Source organism: Siccibacter turicensis LMG 23730 (assembly GCF_000463155.2).
GTDB classification, from domain to species: domain Bacteria; phylum Pseudomonadota; class Gammaproteobacteria; order Enterobacterales; family Enterobacteriaceae; genus Siccibacter; species Siccibacter turicensis.
The window spans coordinates 154,128-174,189 of the sequence record NZ_AWFZ01000050.1; the positions used below are offsets into that span (position 1 = coordinate 154,128).

Below are 20,062 nucleotides of genomic sequence, written 5' to 3' on the forward strand. Positions count from 1 at the left end.
ACCGCAATAATATACCCACCATAACCACCAGTACAACAGTCCGGGGTCAGGATGGGTATAGCGAGTGTCGAATATGGAAGGTGCTTCGCAGACCCCCCCCCTCAGCGAGGGGGCGGACAGGCAGGTATAACCTACTCAGGCATTGTTGATAACCACCAGCTTGTGGTTAACAAACTCTTTGATACCGAGGTCTGACAGCTCGCGGCCAAAGCCGGAGCGCTTCACGCCGCCGAACGGCAGTTCAGGCGCGGTGTCGGTGAGGGAGTTGATATAGACCATCCCGGTTTCGATACGCGACGCCAGGCGCTTTGCCCGCTCGATATTCTGGCTGAAGATTGCCCCGCCGAGGCCGTAGTGAGAGTCGTTGGCCAGCTTCACCACTTCTTCGTCGTCTTTCACCACGTAGACCTGCGCCACCGGGCCGAAGAACTCTTCGAACCAGGCCGGGTTATCGCGGGTGATGCCGGTGAGAATGGTCGGTTCGAAGAAGTTGCCTTTATGGTCAACGGGTTTACCGCCGGTAAGCACCTTCGCGCCTTTTTTCACCGCGGCGTTCACCTGTTCGGTGAGGGTTTTCAGGGCATCGGCGGAAGAGAGCGGGCCAAGCGTGGTGCTTTCATCCAGCGGATCGCCGAGCTTCACCGCCTCGAACGCGGCACGGAATTTTTCAAGGAAAGTATCGGCCACCGCCTCGTGAACGATAAAGCGCTTGGCGGCCGTACAGACCTGCCCGGCGTTCTGCAGACGCGCCTGCACGCCGACCTTCACCGCTTTTTCCATATCGCAGTCGTCGAGCACCACAAACACGTCGTTCCCGCCCAGTTCGAGGGTCGATTTTTTCAGGTTTTTCGCCGCCTGAGCCGCAACCGCCGCACCGGCTTTTTCTGAACCGGTCAGCGCCACGCCCTGCACGCGATCGTCTTCAATAATCGCCGACACCTGATCGGAGGAGATAAACAGGTTGGTGTATGCCCCGTCCGGCGCACCGGCTTCACGCACCAGATGCTCAAAGGCTTCGGCGCAGTGCGGCACAATGCTGGCGTGCTTGACCAGCACCGGATTACCGGCCGCCAGGTTTGGTGCCAGCACGCGGATCAGCTGGTAGTACGGGAAGTTCCAGGGTTCGACCGCCATCAGTACGCCGATGGGGTGGTGCTCAACCCAGGCCTCGCCGAGGTCAGACGGGTACTTCACCGGGGCGAGGAACTGCTTCGCGTTGTCGGCATAGTAGCGGGCAATCTGCGCGCAGAGCTGCACTTCGCCGCGGCTTTGCGCAATCAGTTTCCCAATCTCTTCGGAGGCGATTTTCGCCAGCTCTTCGGTCCGCTGGTCGAGCAGATCCGCCAGTTTATGCAGCACCGGCAGGCGCTGGTCGATATCCCCTTTCGCCCAGTCGGACTGGTAAAGCGCGTGCGCTTTTTCGAGCGCCGCGTCGATGTCCGCCTGCGTATTGGAGGGATATTCTTTGATGAGCTGGTTGGTGAATGGATTGATTGTCTGGTAAGCCATGTCAATTTCCTCCTGGATAGCCCCGCTAGCTAAGGCATAAATGCTACAAGGACTATAAAGGGTAGTTGAGATGACTGAGTTTGCGCCCGCCAGACAGCAGATACGGAAGGTTCCTGGAGATGCGGCAACGCGTTTTGATCGGCCAGATTGGTTGCGCTGATATCGTTGGCCTTCTGCAGCCAACGATATCAGTCAGGCGTGATGTGATTAGAGAAGGCGCTTCTCTTTCAACATTTCCAGATTATGAGCGTCAGGGTACGCCGGTGGCATGAAACGTGATTAGCGGCATCACGGCTTTACCTTCGCGATAAAACACCACGCTATTGCTGAAAGAATAAACGCGCCCCGTCAAAACCACGTTAACACTATCATCGTGCCCGCTCACGCTGGCGTTCCCGGTATCAGAAATGAGGAAAGGTTGACTTTCGCCGAGCTGCTGAAGGGTTTGAGTATCATCTGCAAGATAATAACGATATACGTCTGATACCGTTGCGCCCCCGCCATTGTAGCGGGTGATGTAAAGCGTGGTGTCTTGCGACAGTGATTTTTTAAGCCACAGGCTGTCATCTGGCGGGCTATTCATAGAGTAGCGGTAAGCCAAGTATCCTCCCACCAGTATAATAAGGAGCAGCGTTATTATTCGGTGTAACCACTTAATAGCCGTGCTGACATGCATAATCGATTCCCTGCTGTATCCAGAATTGATCGTGGGGATCGTCTCCATAAGGCGGCTTGTCATACCAGGCGCCCCACTTTTCTTTCGTCGTCTTTGCACGAGACTGTGCAAAACCCGCGGCAATGAGTAGCGTATTCTCTGGAATGCCTAAGGCTAAGCCCGTAGCACCATAATTAAAGTTTCCAAAGTTTGCCAGTGAGCGGTCTCGTTGCTTGTAATCCCATGGACCATGATTTCTTACTTGTTGATAAAACCAGTAATAGTGCTGAGCTAGCGCCATATTTCTGGACATCCCATGAAAACGCGCCTCGCGCATATTTTTATTTACCAGGGAAATACCTTCCTCCGGCAATATCGGAAGCACAGCCATATATTCATTCCCTCGATATATTTAATAAAATTTATCATTTATTGAAAACTACGTTTCAAGCCCCCAGCGTCAGGGATCGCAACGTTAGCTAAATAGTCGGTGCAATCGTAAAAAAATTGCATTTATGGTTGTACCATCAAATAACAAAACATCACACTGAAATAATCAGAAGAGCACCCATTAATTACTTAATGGTCATAATACAATCAAGCCATAGCTATTAATAATATATTAATTATTTACAGCATCAGACTAATATGCGCACCGGATAAATGGCGTGTCGTTGTTTTAAGACGTTGCGCCTTCCTTTCACCATTACCCCGTTCTGCATCATTGGTCCGTGCAAACCTCGACCTGTCACTCTATCCTTACCCCATGGAAAAAATAAACGAACTCAAACGCGCAAAGCGTATTGCGCTGTCGCTGCTGCTGCTGGCCGCCGCGACGTTTATCACCACCCTGTTCCTGCCGCCAAGCCTGTGGGTAAGCGGCGTTAAGGCGATTGCCGAGGCGGCGATGGTTGGCGCGCTGGCCGACTGGTTTGCGGTGGTGGCGCTGTTCCGCCGGGTGCCGATCCCGTTTATTGCCCGCCATACGGCGATCATCCCGCGTAATAAAGACCGTATCGGCGACAATCTGGGTCGTTTCGTGCAGGAGAAGTTCCTTGATACGCCGTCGCTTATCGCGCTGATCCGCCGCCACGAACCGGCGCAGATGATTGGCGTCTGGTTCAGCCAGCCGGAGAACGCCCGGCGCGTCGGGCAGCATCTGCTGCAGGTGATTGGCGGCTTTCTCGATCTTACCGATGACAGCCGCATCCAGCAGCTACTCAAGCGCGCCGTCCACAAGGCCATCGACAAGGTGGATTTAACCGGCACCAGCGCGCTGATGCTGGAGAGCATGACCAAAAACAACCGCCATCAGGTGCTGCTGGACGCGCTAATCGCCAACCTGACGGGGCTGCTGCAGCGGGAAAGCACCCGCGACTTTATCGCCCGTCAGATTGTTCACTGGCTGCACACCGAGCATCCGCGCAAATCCATGGTGTTGCCGACCGAGTGGCTGGGCGAGCACAGCGCCGAGATGGTGGCGAACGCAGTCAACTCGCTGCTGGAGGATATCACCCACGACCAGCGCCACCAGCTGCGCCAGGCGTTCGACAGCGCAACGCTGAGCTTTATCGAGCGGCTGAAAACCGATCCGCAGATGGCCCGCAAGGCGGATGACATCAAGGCGTATATCAAGGAAGACGAGGCGTTTAACCGCTATCTGAGCGAGCTGTGGGGCGACCTGCGTAGCTGGGTGAAAGCCGATATGCAGTCGGAGACGTCGCGCATTCAGCAGCGTATCGCGGAGGCGGGCCAGTGGTTTGGCGAAACCCTGGTGGCGGATGCCGCGCTGCGCGCCTCGTTCAACGAACATCTGGAGCAGGCGGCCCGCAACGTTGCGCCGGAGTTTGCCGCGTTCCTGACGCGCCACATCAGCGATACGGTCAAGAGCTGGGATGCCAAAGACATGTCGCAGCAGATCGAGCTGAACATCGGTAAGGATCTCCAGTTTATCCGCATCAACGGCACGCTGGTGGGTGGAACCATCGGGCTGGTGCTGTTCCTGCTGTCGCAGCTGCCGGGCTGGGTCGCATCCCTGTCGCTGCCGTAACGCCAGCTGCCCGCACATAAAAAAACAGGCTCACCCTGGGGTGCGCCTGTTTTCGTTTCAGCCTCTCACGCTTATTTCAGGTCGGCGCGATCCAGACCGTAGGCGGCATCGAGTGACCCCGGCGCCATGCGCGAGACAATCTGCAGCCGGTTCCAGGCATTGATGGTCGCGACGGCGAAGGAGACTTCCGCTATCTCCACCTCGCTGAAATGCGCCTGCACCTCACGATACAGCGCATCGCTGACCCCGTGCTCATCAATACGCGTCATCGCCTCGGCCAGCGCCAGCGCGGCTTTCTCACGGGCGCTGAACAGCGGCGATTCACGCCATACCGGTACGTGGTGGATACGCAGCTCGCGCTCACCGTCCAGCCTGGCCTGCTTCACATGCATATCGAGGCAGAACGCGCAGCCGTTAAGCTGCGAAACGCGAATGTCGATCAGGTGCTTAATGGCGGCCTCAATGGACGTCTGGTGCGAGGCGGTGCTGACGTCTACCAGCGCTTTGGTCAGGGCCGGCGTGGCTTTGAAGTGGTTTACGCGACTGCTCATAGTCATTTCCTCTGTCATATCGGGTGTGAAACGCTCGGTTAGCGATGGGCAAATCCTACGCCTTCATGACATAGTAGAAAGGGTCAAAAGGTTACAATCGAGGTAGGACATGAAACCGGGGTATCAGCAGATTTACGCCCGCTATCGGGACAACATCATCAGCGGCGTGCTGAAGCCGGGGGATCGCGTGCCGTCGATTCGCGTACTGGCGGAGGAGCTGAAGGTGGCGCGTAAAACCGTCGAGACCGCCTACGCGGTGCTGATTGGCGAAGGCTACCTCACCAGCCACGGTGCGCAGGGCACGCGGGTGAATCGCGATCTGGTGCTCAACGCCGCTCCCCGCCCTGCACCGCCGGTGGCGGATGACCCCTTGCCGTCGCTCACCGGCATCCGCGACAGCCTCGGGTATCTGGAGCTTGGCATCCCCTCGCTCGACAGCTTCCCCTATAAAAAATGGCTGCTGCTTGCCGGGAAGGCGGTGCGCGCCATGCGTCCTGAAGACATGACCATCCCCCCGGTGATGGGCTACTACCCGCTGCGCCAGGCCATTGCCGCCTATCTCACCGTCTCCCGGGGCGTGGCCTGTACCGCAGAGCAGGTGGTCATCACCGGCGGCTACCGCAGCAACCTGCTGTGGATACTGCAGGCGCTGGCGGCGACGCGCGACAAGGTGGTCTTCGAAGACCCCGGCTACTTCTTCGGGCAGAAGCTGCTGAAGCGCACCGTCTCCCGGCTGCATTACGCGCCGGTGGACGAGAACGGCATCAACGTGGATTACCTGCTGCAACACCATGCCGATGCGCGCGTCGTGATCACCACCCCGTCGCACCAGAGCCCGCTGGCGGTAACGCTGTCGCTGCCGCGTAAGCAGCAGCTGCTCGACTGGGCGTCGCAAAACGACGCGTGGATCGTGGAGGATGACTACGACGGCGAGTTTCACTACACCCGCAAAGTGCTGCCCTCGCTGAAAAGCATCGACACCCACGACCGGGTGATATACGTCGGCACCTTCAGCAAAACGGTGATGCCCTCGCTGCGTATTGGCTATATGGTGCTGCCCGTCACGACCCTGAACGCCTTCCGTGAGAGCGGTGAGATCATGGCAGGCGGGCAGCCGCTGCTGGCGCAGAAAATCCTGACCGCTTTTCTTGCCGAAGGCCATTTCTACAAGCACCTGCGCAAGATGCGCACCCTCTACCAGCAGCGGCGCACCCTGGTGCAGACCGCGCTCCTGGCGCTCTACCCGGACATTTTCACCCTTGAGCAAACCGACGGCGGCATGCATATCGTAGCGTACCTGCGCACCGGCAGCTGCGACGTTGAGCTGGCGGCGCTGTGGCAGCAGCACCAGCTCAACGTCAGTCCGCTCTCGAGCTGGTACAGCCAGCATAACCGCCGCTTCGGGTTGATTATGGGGTACACCAACGTGCGCTCGGAAGCGGAAGCGCGGGCGCTGCTCTCAAGGCCGCGTGCCGCGACGCTCGCTTTGCTGGGAAAGGTGTGATTGAAGGCAGGGTCAGCCGCCGCCGGGTTAAAAAGCACCATCCGCGCGGGTATGAGGACGTGGAAGCCGCAGAGCACGCGGCCAGGAATGAGAAACAGGCCCGATCGCGCCTCGTCGTTTTAACGCCCCCGTCATGACGCTGCCGGGGGCGTTTTTGTTTCCATCCTCTACGCGTTAGCGGGTGATGGTGACATCCTGATAGTGCACCGGCGTGGTTTTGCCTTTGCTGTCGGTGCGCGCCAGCGGCAGGAAGATGTTCAGGTCGGTGAGAAACGCGTTTCTGCTCTTCTCAACGCCGTCCTCGTCTTTCTCTTCGCAGTCCACGTGCCAGTATTTACCGCTGAACGCCGGGTTGATTTCCGTCGCCTCACCGCTGCCGGTCACGTCACACTGGCGCGTAAAGGTCGTCACGGTGCCGGTCTGCTCGTTTTTCTGCGTCATGCCGAGGCTGAAGCGCTGGCCCTGGGTGAGCGGGAAACGCAGATCCGTATCGATACGCTGGGTGATGGAAGGCAAACGGCTCATGCTGATCGCGCCTTCAAGCTGCGCCAGGTTCGCCATCATGATGCGCTGCCCGGTGAAGATTTTATAATTCTCAAGACGACGCACCAGCCGATCCGGCTGCGCATCCAGCACCACCGGAATTTTATCGTCTTCGCGGGTATATTCCGTCCAACCTATCCGGGTGAACTTCGGCTCGGCCCAGCGCTGAACCACGCGGGTTGCCGTCTTCTGCACCGCCTCGGGAATCGGGAACTGCTTCAGCCAGTCCGGCTTATTGTCGGTGAAATCCGGTAGCTCCGGCCCGGAGAGCGACGATACGGTTTTATTCTGCACCGGATGGTATTTACCCAGCCCTTTATAACGGGATACGTCGTCCAGGGTGCAGAGCGTTTTAAACAGCTTTTCGACGCCCGGCGTATTCGAGAAATCGGCCTGCCGATCCTGAATCGCCTTATTAATAATGCCGTCGGTAATATAGCCCTTGCCGTCCACGTCCAGCCCGGCAATAACCACATCCTTCCCTTTGGCGCAGTCGTAGACATGGTTTTCGAGCTTAAGGTCGTAAGGGGCGTCATAGGGCGGATCGTAATTTATCTCGTCATAGCTATATCCGATGCGCAGCAGCAGGATGTCGTTTATTTTCTGGATATTGGCGACATCCAGCAGCGTCGCGTTGTCGTATTTATTGCGTTTCTCAACGTAGACCCAGTCGCTGTTGTTAATTTTTGCCCCGCAGAGGCTGTCGATATTCTCGCGTTGCTCTTGCGGGTCCGGTTGCGCAGGGGCATAGCGGCCGTAGCGATCCCCGTAATAGCGCAGCTTCTTATTGCCGTCGCTGTCAAACAGATCCCAGTAGAGGCGCTCTGAGGTCTTATTTTTACAGTCCAGGGCGACCCAACGCTCCACCTGGTTGCCGTCGCTGAACTTCACTTCGGAAACCATATTCAGCCGATCGTTAAAGCGATAAAGCTGCAGCGGGTTGATCGCCTGGCTGACGATATGCGGTTTTGCCGCCGGGGCATCCGCGGCCTGCGCGCCGAGGCCCGCGAGCAGCAGCACTGCGCCTGTTACCTTGCCGGTATAACATTTCATAAGGTTTACCTGATTATTATGATCGCCGCCCGCGGCAGCATTTAGAAAACAAACACCCTGTTAATGCGTTTAGAAATAAAGAAGTACGGTAGCCACAGCACTACGCCCACCGCGGCGGAGAGCAGCGTGCGAATATCATTCTGATCGAAAGCCGCGCCGAACAGGGTCGCTGGCAGCACGGTGAAATAGAGCGCGCTGATAAGCCCGAACAGGTAATACCCCGCCATGGCGCGCGGCGTTTTTTTACGACGGCGAAAGAACTGAAGCGCGGCGAACACCGTTATCGCCATATAAAGCACGATGAGCAGGATCGCCCCGATGGCGTACCAGGAGATAATCCCGGCCATGTGGAAATAACTCAGCACCGCCTGGCAAAACTCCCACAGCTCCCAGGGGGTATACATCAGCGCGATAATCAGACCGGCGGCGGGCAAATAAAGCAGACCGTTTATTTTTCCCTGTTCCACCTGCTCGCAGTCATTACATAATCCCGATGCCTTATTAGGCTCCTGCTCATTGCAGTTAATACACTTCATTCCATCCCCTGAATTTGCCTTAAGTATTCAATGACGCATCTGAACGCTATTTATTCATTATGCGGCGCGCAGAATAGCATTCCCCGCCCTGCCGCCGGCCCGCTTACGAAACGTTGTTGAGGCTTTATTTATCTGCGGGCGATATTACGCCCCGTCGCCGCGGACGGTCTGCCGATAACACACAAAAAAGAAGGGCTTTTTGAACGGTAGGGTTGTTGGGTTGTGATACCTGACTGGCGCACTACCCGCTACACCGGGACAGGTTTCCGGCGGGTAGCGGGTGAAACTTCTGCGGAGCGTTTGGTACGGAGTGAACAGAGCCTGCTACAACGGCAAGGTACTAATAGTTCCCTTACCGTAACGTAATGAGGGCTTACTTATGCAACGGAGTACGTTCACCAGCACGATCGATATGATGATGGCCCCTTGCCGTGGTAATAAAAACCGCCCCATTTGTAGACTGAGATACCATCATAGCGATGTCTTTATCAATGCAGTTTCTGTCACTTTTTATACTGTCAAAGCAATACGTCTCTTTATAAAAAGGATTCAAAAAAGGGCTTTCATGCTCGTTACTGGCTTTAAACCCGTCGCCATAATTCCAGAACACGATCGTCCAGGAGCCATCCGCGCTATCGGGGCGTGGGATGTTGAAATTTTTCCTGAGCATATCCCTGTTATTTTTCCACCATGCCAACAGACTGGCGTCAGTATCAGGTAAGTTTACCGCAACCACATCGCTTATATTCTGCTCGCTACTGACATAGACGACTCGTGCGGGCCGTGTGTGTCTGACACCATAAAATACAGCCGCCGCACAGATCCCGATAATTATCAGCATGCTGACCAGGCGCCGTGAAATCTTCAAGGTCGGCCTCCTGATATGACAATCTCAGCCGCCATGTTTGTCATGAAAGGCCTGATTGCTGTCTTTTCATAGCGCTGTAAGACAAACCAAATTCGAAAGAATCGGAACTGATCCCCTGGCGAGGCACGTCACTTACATCCCCGCAGAGCATATCTGCGGCGCTATAATCATCCATCCACTTCTGCGTTTCGAAGAGCGTACAGGGTAGTTGTATTCCCGCCATGGCTTACTGCTCCGTGTAATATTTCCTTTTTACAGGCGGTGAATTTTACGCCTTAGGTTATTAATAACAACATTTTCATTTTTCATTCATAAAATGAATAGCCAGCAAACATACACAGCTCGCCAGATATATATTTATTTACTGTTTGCCACTTAATACATCAATGAGCGCACAATACAGCATCCATTATTTACGTGGTTTTCCGCTACTACTGCTGCACATCGCCACACCGATAACCGGAATCCTGCCGCCCGGATATGGTAAGCTTGCGGCATCCACCCGGCACAGGACAGCGCCCATACCCACGTGCCGCTTCCCGATAAGCCAGGAACATATCCGCTTTACGATACCGCTTACCGGCTCGCGTCGGCTAAGGGTCACCACGCCTGAGGAGGCTGCCCATGAATCAGGGACCCCTGAACGAAAAAGAACTCGAATGGCTCGACGAGCTGCTCGCGAAGTACGGCAACGACGCGTCGGTGCTGGATGTCTCTGAGCTGGACGGCATGCTGACGGCCATTCTCTCTGGCCCGCGTGAGCTGGAGCCGGCGGTGTGGCTCACCGCGCTGTGGGGCGGCGAGAAGCACATCCCACGCTGGACCAACGAGCGCGAGATGACGCGCTTTATGAACCTGACCTTCCAGCATATGAACGATATCGCCGATCGCCTGAGCGATGCCCCGGACCAGTTTGAACCGCTGTTTGGCTATCGCGAAGAGGATGGCGAAGAGTACACCGTGGTTGAGGACTGGTGCTTCGGGTATATGCGCGGCGTGGCGCTGGACGACTGGTCCTCCCTGCCGGAGAGCATGAAGCCGGCGCTGGCGGCCATCTCACTGCACGGCCGCGAGGATAACGTCGCCCAGCTGGAACAGATGACGCCGGAAGCGTACCAGCAGAGCCAGGCCGCCATCGGCCCGGCGGCGCTCCAGCTGTACCTCTACTGGCAGGAGCTGCTGGAGAACGAACCCGACGCGCTGCGCCAGAAGCCGGTCAGCGTCGGCACTAAAGCGGGCCGCAACGACCCGTGCCCGTGCGGTAGCGGGAAAAAATACAAGAATTGCTGTTTGCATTGATGGACAGAATAACGGCGTGGAAACACGCCGTTATTATTTACAGCCACAGGTACTGCACCAGGCCCAACAGGACAAAGAGCACCAGCATCAGCCCGGAAAATGCCTTTTTAGGGGCGATGACATTTACCATTTTGGCAAAGTGAATCACGCCCACCACCGTAAGGACAGAGAGCACCATCACCGGTATCGCCATTATCCAGGTCAGAATGTACTGAACAAACAGCGCGAATATCAAAAAGGCGCAGAGAATAAACGCCATCGCCCAGGTTCCGGGCAATGAATCAATGGGAAAACCCAGTTTTGCGCACAGGTAGAACAGGGGCTCAAGGAAAGGTGCTAACACGGGTACGCCCGTTTGCTTTTCAAGCAGCGCCATCGCGAACGGCGAGACGATAGTCAGAAAAATCATCCACCCGGCCCCGCCCAGCGTTTTGGTATGCTGCATGCACCATGCCAGCCCGCCCCACACCGCAATGGCCCCGAACAAACAGAAGATGAGTAACGAACTGTAGCGTTCGGGATCGGCGCTCAAACGTGGCACGGTAATCAGCAGCCCGAAAAAGATAACCGCGCAGACCCCGGCGAGCTTCCGCAGAAGGCCCATGCCCTCTTGTATATGGGCGTCTCTGATCCTGTTATTCAGATTGTGATAGCCATTTTCGACCAGCGATAAAAACGCGTCGAACTTCGGGTTTTGCCTGGCGATATCACCCGCCAGATAGATCCCAACGGCTACCTGTAAAAATATTACCGTTCCCTTTAACATCCCTGCCTCATAAATTTACTGGTTATATTAGTTTATTGTTAATAATTACGTGATGGTAGCGTTTCGCTTTGATTCGGTATCTGCGTGAAAGTCAACGGTTATATAAATAAAGTACAACGTAAAACGCTAAAAGATAAGTACAGTTGGCAGGTAAATAAGTAATAAGGTAAATGACACGCGTCGGATGGACATAACAGACACACCCGTTTTTCAGCGCCAGAACAGGATAACGCTCGCATCGTGCATTTTAAATGCAGGGAAAGCGGTCAGCGTCTTCAGATAGTTATCTGGGATAGCAGCATGAATATGAGCAACGCCCCGGTAACCACGATAATAAGTGATACAACGTTATGCCGTTGTTTAGCGATACCACAAAACATCGCAATGGAACCACTCAGCAACAATATCCCCACCAGCGCGTATAACGCATTTCCGCTATGACTCCAGCCCCGTAGACACAGCAAACCTGGTGCAAGCATCGACCAGCCAGTTCTGTGCCAGGACAGGTGCGTACGCTCCGGTTGCAGGCCCGGATCTCTTCTCATTATGGTCTTCCCTGCCACAGCAACACGCCCAGTAATATTGCGAGAAGAACCATCAGCGTCGCCAGAATGACCAGCGCCCGGGTGTAGGGTAAATTGCTTTCAAGACGCATGGCATATTCATTCCGGCGCCAGCGTCGCCATGCCATAAACCCCATGGCTGATGCCGCTACCAGCAGTAGCGTTGAGATGCCGATACGCAGTTCAGCAGAAGATAATTGGGGAGCGAACTGCTCAATGCCAACAGCACCCGCCATCAGCGCCAGAGCAGTACGGATCCAGGCAAGAAATGTACGTTCATTGGCGAGCGTAAAACGGTAATCGGGGGTTTTGCCGACAAGCCACCACTTACCCTTTGGGCGTGTTGACTGATTGTTATCCTGTAGACTCACGTTTAACCCTTTCTTTTATCAGTAATTCTCGAATCGACAATCCGGTCGATGCGCTGTCGCGCAGGTTGTGGCGGGTGATTTCTGTGCACAAAAACTCAATCATGAACAGCTGTGACATACGAGTGGCGATCGAGTCACCCTGGTAAGGTCCAGCGCTGCCGCTGGTCAGTAACCAGGTGTCCGCAAGCTCAGTCAGCGGTGACTGTGGGCTGTGCGTTATGGCCAGACACTGTGCCCCTGCTTTTTTGGCCAGTCGGAAAGCATTCACCACCTCCGGTGTTTCGCCAGAGTGAGAAAACGCGACCACAAGATCTTCGGGTTTGAGGTTGGCGAGTTTCAGCGTCATGGTGAAACGGTCGGTGTAGGCTTCCGAATCGATGCCCTGACGGTTCATTTTGTCGCGAGCTTCCATTGCAGAAAGACCTGAGGCTCCAAAACCGACGAACAGAACACGGTTGGCTGTCAGAAACCTTTCGACCACCGGGTTGACCACTTTCATGTCCAACAGGCCGATGGTCTCTTTCAGGGTGGTTTCCACCGTCATGGCAATCTTTTGCGCCACATCGTTGCGGGTATCATCCAGGAAAATATCTGGGGAAGATGGCAGCAGTTGTTCGCGGTCGTCCAGCAACTCACGTTTAAGGGCCGCTTTTAGTTCGAGCAGCCCGGTATAACCAATTTTTTTGCAAAAGCGCACGATAGTCGCTTCGCTGACCGATATGGCTCCGGCCAGTTTACGTACCGGCATCTGCGCCACTGCCGCAGGCTGCTCCAGAATAAACCGGGCAATATGCTGGTCCGTTTCACCGAGTCCGCCCAGGACATTACTTATATACACCCGCACATTTTCGCGATTCACGCTCATTCCAGCACCTGACCTTTTTGCATGAAAAATTCCAGGTATTCTGTCAATCCCCTGCGCATGCGTCCACCGCAAAGCGCAGTCTTACGCGGAATGCCTGGCTCTGGCCCGGAGCAAGCTGTCGTATTCCACGCTTATTCTCTGCATTTCCGTCAAAATCAGGGGCATCGGTCGTCCCGGCGAGCGGCTCGATACAGAGCAGGTCAGCTCCGGGAACGCCCCAGAGTGCCAGCCAGTCATGTTCTGCCATTTCAAGCGTCATGACGGTCGTTCCGTCAGGTGAGCAGACTCTGACCTGCTGCTGCTGGCAGTCGCCGAAGTAAATGGCACCATCACGGAATGATGTCTCTGTGAGCGGAAAGGACGTCGTTGTCTGCGTCTGCCCTTCCGTTACCAGCGTTCTGTTACGGGTGGTAAAAGGACCCCTGACGGCCTTTTCACCAAACATCACATGCCAGCCCGTTTTGCTGGCTACTGGCATCGCAAAACCCGGGTGCCAGCCAATGGAATACCAGAACGGCTGGCGGTCATCATTAAAGACATGCTGTGCCACACTGAGCCCATCTTCATGCAGCGCCAGTTGTAACTGAACCCGCCAGCACCATGGCCACAGGCCCAGCGTTTCAGGTGTGGCCCGGGCTTCCAGCACCAGGTGCTTAATACTTTGCTCAATGCAGGTAAACGCCTGACCACGCAAAAAGCCGTGTGCCGATAGCGGCAGAAACTGCCCGTCAACACGGACTCCGTCATGGACAAGCGCCCCGACCACCGGAAACAGCTGGGTGGCCGAGTTGTTCCAGACGCCTGGCTGCGGTTGCCACAGCCATTCACGGCCAGAAAATTTATCGCGGATACTGGATAGTTCAGCGCCTGTCGCGTTCACGGCGACCAGATAGCGATCGTTTTCAAGCTGCCAGGCGCTCATGGTCACGCTGTCCTCAGTAATAATCGGGTCTGATAAACCAGCGCCTTATGCCTGTCTCCGGTAAAGCAGGCGTCAATCAGGGCGAAGATATCCCTTTCTGTCAGTAAATGTCCGATCGGGAAATGCTTCAGAAGCGCTTCCTGAGATAAGCCCTGTTCCCTGGCTGCACTGATGACAAAGCGTAACGCCTCGTCCACGCCATGATGCTCACAGCGATACGCTTTCTCTGTCCACAGGGTCTGTCTGGCCCAGCGCTCAGCAAAGGCTTGCTCCCGCTCTGGTGACAGGGAGTCCAGTTCGAAACGGGCGTAGAGTTCCGGCGGTGCATCATGCAACTGCATCATCGCGGTCATCGCCTGGGCATACTGAAATACCCGTTCGCTGTCGTGGAGAGGACGCATCTGTTGCGGATCGACTTTCAGGTCGAAGAGTTTATCTCCGAACCGCCACGGATTCAGATACCCGAAGGTGGCAGGGATTTGCATGACCTGCGCGCCCTGTGTGAAATCAAAGCCGGGATGGATGCGGATGTTTTGCAGTTCACTCACGTTGAACATACTGTCGATCCGGGTCGGCATCAGGGTGTACTCATACAGATTCCCCTTACTTTCCTCCCGTGGACAACGCATATAGACATAGTCACCGTCGGTGATATTAATGTGGCCGCCAAAGTAGCCAAACATCGCATAATCACGTACCGGGGTGTCATTTTCCACCGCCGGTCGCAGCGGTTTACCGGTCATGGATGGCGGACGTGGTACATCGAAATACTCCAGCAGCGTCGCCGGTATATCGACAGTCTGTGCCAGCGCGCTGCGGCGAACCCCTTCGGCTTTACAACGTGGATCGCGAATAAAGAACGGGGTGTTAGCGATTTCGTTGTACACCGGCATGATGTTCTTGCCCCACCACTGATGCTCGCCGAGTAAAAAACCGTGGTCGGTACAGACGATAAACAGGGTGTCTTCCCACAGATCCAGCGCTTTCAGCTTGTCCATCACCAGACCCAGGTAGTCATCACACATGGTGATAAGCGCCTGGTAGAATTTGCGGACTTTATCATCATCCTTGCCGCCGGGTGCGCTGCAGTAATAAGGCACCCACCCGTCAAATTCATCAGGCGTGCAGCCATACTGCGCAAGGTATTTTTCCGGGACAAAGAAAGGCTCATGGGGATCGAAACATTCGATCTGCAGGAACCAGTTATCTTGATCTTTGTTGGTCTCCAGAAAATCCATACCCGCACTGATGGTTCGGTGAGTAAAGTGCTCTTCCTGGGTGGGCATTGCCGTACGGTTGATCAGATCCTGAATCATGCGTCCGCTGCGACGACGCAGGGTTTCTTCGTCTTCCATTCCCTGCCAGTTGATGGACGGCTTCTCTACCTGCCCTTTCCAGCAATCCCCTTCCTGGCCGCGGATAAAATCAAAGGTGGAATAACGGGTATGGTAGGTTGCACCGCCATCACGCCAGTAGTGTTTATGGTCGGTCACCATATGGGTATGGACGCCAGCCTGCTTCAGCGTCTGGAACGTGGAGAAATCGAAGGGCTCGAGTGGCCCCCAGCTGCGGTGCAGAAAATTGTAACGCCCGGTATGCAGTTCGCGCCGGGCCGGCATGCAGGGCATGCTGCCGACATAAAAGTTATCAAACTGCACAGACTCACGGGCCAGCCGGGTAAAGTTAGGGGTGATAGCATCGCCCCCATAAGGGGCGAGATGATTACGTGTCAGCGTATCAAACATCAACATTACAGCTTTCATAAGACGTCTCTTCTTTATGAACCGATAAACTCTTCGACTTCGTTTTTAATCAGGGTCACATGCGGCCCGTAAACCACCTGTACTCCCTCTCCACGGATAAATGCCCCACGACTGCCAAGTTGTTTAAAAGCGTCCACAACCACGCTTTGCGGGTTTTTGACCGTGATACGAAGACGGGTGGCGCAGCAGTCCACATCAATAATATTGTCCCGGCCACCCAGCGCCTGCACGATGCCCGCTGCACGCTCGTTACCACCGACAGATGCAACCGGGGTTTCATCGTCGGCTTCCTCTTCACGGCCCGGCGTTTTCAACTGACGCCATTTGATAAGGAAGCGGAAGGAGAAGTAGTACAGGCAGAACATCACAGCACCGAGCGGAAGCATCAGCAGCCAGTTGGTTTTGGCATTACCCTGAAGAACACCGAACAGCAGGAAGTCGATAAGTCCGCCGGAGAACGTTTGTCCGACTGTGATTTGCAGAATGTGTGTGAGCATGAATGCCACACCGGTGAGCACAATGTGCACGCCGTACAGCAGCGGTGCACAGAACATGAAGGCAAATTCCAGCGGTTCTGTGATACCGGTGACAAACGCAGTCAGCGCAGCGGACAGCATCAGACTGGCCACTTTTTTCTTGTTCTCAGGACGGGCGGAGTGGTAGATGGCCAGGGCTGCACCCGGCAGACCGAACATGAAGTCCGCGAAACGTCCGGCCATGAAACGGGATACCCCAATGTAGTACTGCGTTACCGAGGGGTCGGCCAACTGAGCAAAGAAGATTTTCTGCGTCCCCTGCACCAGATGCCCGTTCACCATCTGCTCACCGCCCACGCTGGTCAGCCAGAAAGGCAGGTAGAACAGGTGATGGAGACCGAGGGGGATGAGGCATTTAAGGATCATGCCGTAGAACAGGGTGCCGATATAACCGGTTTTCTCAACCAGGCCACCCAGATGGGTAATGCCCGTCTGGATATGTGGCCAGACCCAGAACAGAGCGACGCCAAGGAAGATGGCAAAAAAGCAACTAACGATAGGTACGAAACGGGAACCGCTGAAAAAAGCCAGCAGGCTTGGCAGCTCCGTTTTACCGAACCGTTTCTGGACCCAGAAGGCCAGCAGGCCGCTCATTATCCCGCCCATCACACCGGTTTGCAGGGTGGTAATCCCCATCACACTCGCCTGCCCGGCTGCGGCCAGGTTCTCTGTCGCGAGTGTTCCGGACAGTAACAGCGACGCGTTGATCGCCTTGTTCATGACGATAAAACAAAGTACTGCCGCAAGACCGGCCGTTCCTTTGTCGCTGCGGGCCATCCCGACGGCAATACCCACCGCAAACAGCAGAGAGAGGTTATCGAAGACCACGCTGCCGCACAGTTTCATGACGGTAAAAATCGCCTGAATCACGTCACTGTTGAGGGCGGGATAGGTAGAGAGGGTAACCGGATTGGTAAAAACGCCGCCGAATCCCAGAAGCAGGCCTGCAGCAGGCAGAACGGCAATAGGCAGCATAAACGATTTACCCAGGTTTTGTGCTCCGGCAAACAGTTTGCTCATAAAGACCCCTGATGTTGGTGTTATGAAATTTATGTTTCATGTTATATTGTAATTAATGAAAACTATATTTCGATCATTTCCGGTCTAAGTCAAAACACATTGATAAAACAGTGAGCAATATCACTAATCTTCATGTGTTATTTATTCAGGAGCGACCATGAACAAACCTTTCCATCTGATGGCCAAGCCCGTCAGCTATCAGTGCAATATTGCCTGCGATTACTGCTTCTACCTGGAAAAAGAGCAAGGCACGCTGAAACCCCGCAAGCCCGCACGGCATATGGATGATGGCACGCTTGAAGCCTATGTTCGGCAGTACATTGAGGCCAACCCAGGCCCGGAGGTGGAATTCACCTGGCAGGGAGGCGAGCCAACGCTTGCGGGCATTCCGTTTTATGAAAAGGCGCTGCAGCTGCAAAGCAAATATGCCGGGAAGAAGCGTATCAGTAACAGCATGCAGACCAACGGTGTGCTGATTGATGAGGCCTGGGCTGAATTTCTGGCGAAACATCAGTTTCTGGTCGGCCTTTCGATTGATGGCCCGGCCTGGCTACATGACCGTTACCGGAAAACCCGAAGTGAACAGTCGGTGTTTAACAAAGTACTGCGGGCCATGGAATTGCTGAAGAAACACCGTGTTGATGTGAATGTTCTGACGGTCATCAACAATGTTACCGCTGAACATCCGCAGGAGATTTACGCGTATCTGACACAGGAACTGAAGGCTGAATTTGTTCAGTTTATCCCGGCGGTCGAGCAACGTCCGGCTAATGAAAAGTACGGTGAATTACTCTACCCGCAGACACTCGCCGGTTCCGTCACCGAGTGGTCTGTATCAGGGGAGCAATGGGGGAAATTCATGAAAGGGGTATTCGACGTTTGGGTACGCAGGGACGTTGGCCGTGTGTACGTTCAGCTGTTTGACAGCGCGCTGGCGGCCTGGCTGGGAGAGAAGCCATCCCTGTGTGTGATGCAGTCTTCCTGTGGCTTTGGCCTGGTGGTAGAACAAAATGGCGACGTCTACAGCTGCGACCACTATGTATACCCGGAGCACCGACTGGGAAATCTGCGGCGCGACAGTCTGGCGAAGATGGCCGCCAGTAAGCAGCAGCGTAAATTTGGGCTTGCCAAAACAGAGGTGAGTGCAGAATGCATGCGTTGTGAGTGGCGATTTGCCTGCCATGGCGGCTGCCCCAAACACCGTATCCACAAAATGGGCGAGCGCTGGCATAACCACCTGTGTGCGGGCTATAAGGCGATGTTCAGTCATATGGATCCTTACATGCGCTATATGGCCGAGCAAATCCGGATGCAGCGACCCCCCGCAAATGTAATGTATGTGGAGATGCCGGCTGGCTCACCTCTCCGCACGCTAACGCCTTGATCCTGCCAGCCTTTGCGAGCATCATCGCAGTTTACTTATTTAGCTGATGAATGCTGACGTCATGGCCACCTCCGATACGCTCGACGCCTTTGGCAAAAAACTTTCTGAACCGAAAATTTGGCGCAAGGGCGACCAGCGTGCGCCGCATAAGCCTTTGCTGTTGCTTTACGTGCTGTCGAACTACAAGCGCGGCCACGGCAGACTGTTCGATTACGGCACCGAGATCCATGAGCCACTGCTGAGCCTGCTGGAGCGCTACGGGCCGACGCGCCGCCAGCATGAACCGACGATGCCGTTCTGGCGCCTGCGCGGCGACGGGTTCTGGGAACTGGAGAACGCCGAGCGCTGCTCCACCACCGGCAGCAAAGAGCCGCCCAGACGCGAACTGTTTGATAATAAGGTTGCAGGCGGCTTCGACGTGAATCATTTCGCTCTGATCGACGAAAACCGCGCCGTGATTGATGTGCTGGCAACCCAGATCCTTGAAAAGCATTTCCCGGTGGGCATCCAGCAAACCCTCGCCGATGAACTGGGCTTCGATATCGTGTTGTCCCTTAAGCAGCGCGACCCGGCGTTTCGGCTCAACGTGCTGCGCGCTTACAACTACCGCTGCGCCATCTGCGGCTTCGACATGCGCCATGACAACGCCCCAATAGCCCTTGAAGCCGCGCATATTCGCTGGAAACAGTTCAACGGCCCGTGTGAAGTCCCAAACGGGCTGGCGTTATGCTCGATTCACCACAACGCATTCGACCGCGGCGCGATTGGCCTGGACAGCGACATGCGCGTGGTGGTGTCGGAAGGCGTAAACGGCAATGGGATGGTACAGAAGCTGTTCTGGGATTTTGCCGGAGAAGAAATTGAGCTACCGAAAGCGTCGGAAAATTATCCGCGAGAGGCGTTTGTGGAGTGGCATCGGCGGGAAGTGTTTAGAGGGTGAGTGCAAGGGGCTGAGCCTAATTTCAACATTATATGATCAGAACGTTAGCGGACATTCCATTCTGTGACCGCTGAATAAGTTTTAACTATTATCCCCTGACCTGATTATATGAATTAGTACCGGGTCAGACCCAGCGACAGAGTTCCTGACCGATAGAATCTATAACATGCTTGTAGAATCACTGCCTGCCTGTTTCACACTTGATTATTTCATGTGCTTCAGGAGAGTAAAGCTTGCGGATTAGCCAGCAACTAAAAATCACTTCATCACCTTTAAAAGGAGCCTGTCAAAAATAGCTTAATCATTTACCCTCCGGCCAAACACGAAGTAATACCCCATCTTCTTTATCAAGCTTTATTTAAAA

19 protein-coding genes and 3 pseudogenes are annotated in these 20,062 nt (G+C 55.0%); 6 read left to right on the forward strand and 16 right to left on the reverse strand.

What is annotated here, in order from left to right; genetic code table 11:
- Window positions 1-135: 135 nt before the first annotated feature.
- The 3 genes from DW58_RS16625 to DW58_RS16635 form a co-directional block, all read right to left on the reverse strand.
- Entirely contained in the window at window positions 136-1,509 is a 1,374-nt protein-coding gene (locus DW58_RS16625; protein ID WP_024548857.1) for an NAD-dependent succinate-semialdehyde dehydrogenase, read from the reverse strand.
- A 250-nt stretch (window positions 1,510-1,759) separates the two neighbouring features.
- A complete protein-coding gene (locus DW58_RS16630; RefSeq protein ID WP_235047736.1) occupies window positions 1,760-2,110 on the reverse strand; it encodes a hypothetical protein in 351 nt (116 codons plus the stop codon).
- Window positions 2,111-2,162: 52 nt separating this feature from the next.
- Window positions 2,163-2,555, reverse strand: coding sequence for a polymorphic toxin type 44 domain-containing protein (locus DW58_RS16635; RefSeq protein WP_024548859.1), 393 nt, complete (start codon window positions 2,553-2,555; stop codon window positions 2,163-2,165).
- A gap of 375 nt (window positions 2,556-2,930) precedes the next feature.
- Here DW58_RS16635 and DW58_RS16640 point away from each other — a divergent pair, with 375 nt between their 5' ends.
- Window positions 2,931-4,214: a DUF445 domain-containing protein gene (locus DW58_RS16640; protein WP_024548860.1), complete on the forward strand. Its 1,284-nt coding sequence runs from the start codon at window positions 2,931-2,933 to the stop codon at window positions 4,212-4,214.
- 71 nt (window positions 4,215-4,285) lie between these two features.
- On the opposite strand, the gene DW58_RS16645 is transcribed toward DW58_RS16640, so the two are convergent.
- The gene (locus tag DW58_RS16645; RefSeq protein ID WP_024548861.1) at window positions 4,286-4,765 is read right to left on the reverse strand and encodes a carboxymuconolactone decarboxylase family protein; all 480 of its coding nucleotides are present in this window, start codon (window positions 4,763-4,765) and stop codon (window positions 4,286-4,288) included.
- Between the two features lie 109 nt (window positions 4,766-4,874).
- On the opposite strand from DW58_RS16645, the gene pdxR reads away from it, so the two are divergent.
- The gene (pdxR, locus tag DW58_RS16650) at window positions 4,875-6,269 is read left to right on the forward strand and encodes a MocR-like pyridoxine biosynthesis transcription factor PdxR (protein ID WP_024548862.1); all 1,395 of its coding nucleotides are present in this window, start codon (window positions 4,875-4,877) and stop codon (window positions 6,267-6,269) included.
- A pseudogene (locus tag DW58_RS21605) lies at window positions 6,260-6,406 on the forward strand (hypothetical protein); the annotation flags it as partial. The gene pdxR and the pseudogene DW58_RS21605, both read left to right, overlap by 10 nt.
- A 37-nt stretch (window positions 6,407-6,443) precedes the next feature.
- Here DW58_RS21605 and DW58_RS16655 read toward each other — a convergent pair.
- The 5 genes and pseudogenes from DW58_RS16655 to DW58_RS21610 all read right to left on the reverse strand — a co-directional run.
- Window positions 6,444-7,865, reverse strand: a complete 1,422-nt coding sequence (locus tag DW58_RS16655) for a hypothetical protein (RefSeq protein ID WP_024548863.1) — start codon at window positions 7,863-7,865, stop codon at window positions 6,444-6,446.
- A 41-nt stretch (window positions 7,866-7,906) separates the two neighbouring features.
- Window positions 7,907-8,401, reverse strand: coding sequence for a DUF2569 domain-containing protein (locus DW58_RS16660; RefSeq protein WP_024548864.1), 495 nt, complete (start codon window positions 8,399-8,401; stop codon window positions 7,907-7,909).
- Between the two features lie 373 nt (window positions 8,402-8,774).
- Window positions 8,775-9,269, reverse strand: coding sequence for a DUF943 family protein (locus tag DW58_RS16665; protein WP_152525619.1), 495 nt, complete (start codon window positions 9,267-9,269; stop codon window positions 8,775-8,777).
- Window positions 9,266-9,382: pseudogene (locus DW58_RS21455) on the reverse strand (DUF3289 family protein); the annotation flags it as partial. The pseudogene DW58_RS21455 and the gene DW58_RS16665, both read right to left, overlap by 4 nt.
- Before the next feature lie 26 nt (window positions 9,383-9,408).
- Window positions 9,409-9,492: pseudogene (locus tag DW58_RS21610) on the reverse strand (DUF3289 family protein); the annotation flags it as partial.
- Between the two features lie 401 nt (window positions 9,493-9,893).
- Here DW58_RS21610 and DW58_RS16675 point away from each other — a divergent pair.
- Window positions 9,894-10,568, forward strand: coding sequence for a YecA/YgfB family protein (locus tag DW58_RS16675; protein ID WP_024548867.1), 675 nt, complete (start codon window positions 9,894-9,896; stop codon window positions 10,566-10,568).
- Between the two features lie 37 nt (window positions 10,569-10,605).
- Here the strand turns inward: DW58_RS16675 and DW58_RS16680 are convergent, their stop codons facing one another.
- From DW58_RS16680 to DW58_RS16710, 7 genes are all read right to left on the reverse strand, one after another.
- Complete coding sequence (locus tag DW58_RS16680) at window positions 10,606-11,334, reverse strand: hypothetical protein (protein WP_152525620.1); 729 nt, start codon at window positions 11,332-11,334, stop codon at window positions 10,606-10,608.
- Window positions 11,335-11,609: 275 nt separating this feature from the next.
- Window positions 11,610-11,879 carry a DUF202 domain-containing protein gene (locus DW58_RS21615; protein ID WP_024548869.1) on the reverse strand — a complete coding sequence of 90 codons (270 nt, stop codon included), beginning with the start codon at window positions 11,877-11,879 and terminating at the stop codon, window positions 11,610-11,612.
- Window positions 11,879-12,268: a YidH family protein gene (locus DW58_RS16690; RefSeq protein ID WP_024548870.1), complete on the reverse strand. Its 390-nt coding sequence runs from the start codon at window positions 12,266-12,268 to the stop codon at window positions 11,879-11,881. The genes DW58_RS21615 and DW58_RS16690 overlap by 1 nt, the downstream gene beginning before the upstream one ends.
- Window positions 12,252-13,133, reverse strand: coding sequence for a MurR/RpiR family transcriptional regulator (locus DW58_RS16695; RefSeq protein ID WP_024548871.1), 882 nt, complete (start codon window positions 13,131-13,133; stop codon window positions 12,252-12,254). The genes DW58_RS16690 and DW58_RS16695 overlap by 17 nt, the downstream gene beginning before the upstream one ends.
- Window positions 13,134-13,176: 43 nt before the next feature.
- Entirely contained in the window at window positions 13,177-14,055 is an 879-nt protein-coding gene (locus DW58_RS16700; protein WP_024548872.1) for an aldose epimerase family protein, read from the reverse strand.
- Between the two features lie 2 nt (window positions 14,056-14,057).
- A complete protein-coding gene (locus DW58_RS16705) occupies window positions 14,058-15,818 on the reverse strand; it encodes a sulfatase (protein ID WP_024548873.1) in 1,761 nt (586 codons plus the stop codon).
- A gap of 14 nt (window positions 15,819-15,832) precedes the next feature.
- Window positions 15,833-17,374, reverse strand: a complete 1,542-nt coding sequence (locus tag DW58_RS16710) for a PTS transporter subunit EIIC (protein WP_024548874.1) — start codon at window positions 17,372-17,374, stop codon at window positions 15,833-15,835.
- A 157-nt stretch (window positions 17,375-17,531) separates the two neighbouring features.
- Between DW58_RS16710 and DW58_RS16715 the strand changes: the two genes are divergently transcribed.
- Both DW58_RS16715 and DW58_RS16720 read left to right on the forward strand, forming a co-directional pair.
- Window positions 17,532-18,758 (forward strand): anaerobic sulfatase maturase, encoded by a 1,227-nt coding sequence (locus tag DW58_RS16715; protein WP_024548875.1) that lies wholly within the window; start codon window positions 17,532-17,534, stop codon window positions 18,756-18,758.
- A gap of 61 nt (window positions 18,759-18,819) precedes the next feature.
- On the forward strand, window positions 18,820-19,698 hold the full coding sequence (locus DW58_RS16720; RefSeq protein WP_024548876.1) for a phosphorothioated DNA-binding restriction endonuclease: 879 nt from the start codon (window positions 18,820-18,822) through the stop codon (window positions 19,696-19,698).
- The last annotated feature ends 364 nt before the right edge of the window (window positions 19,699-20,062 follow it).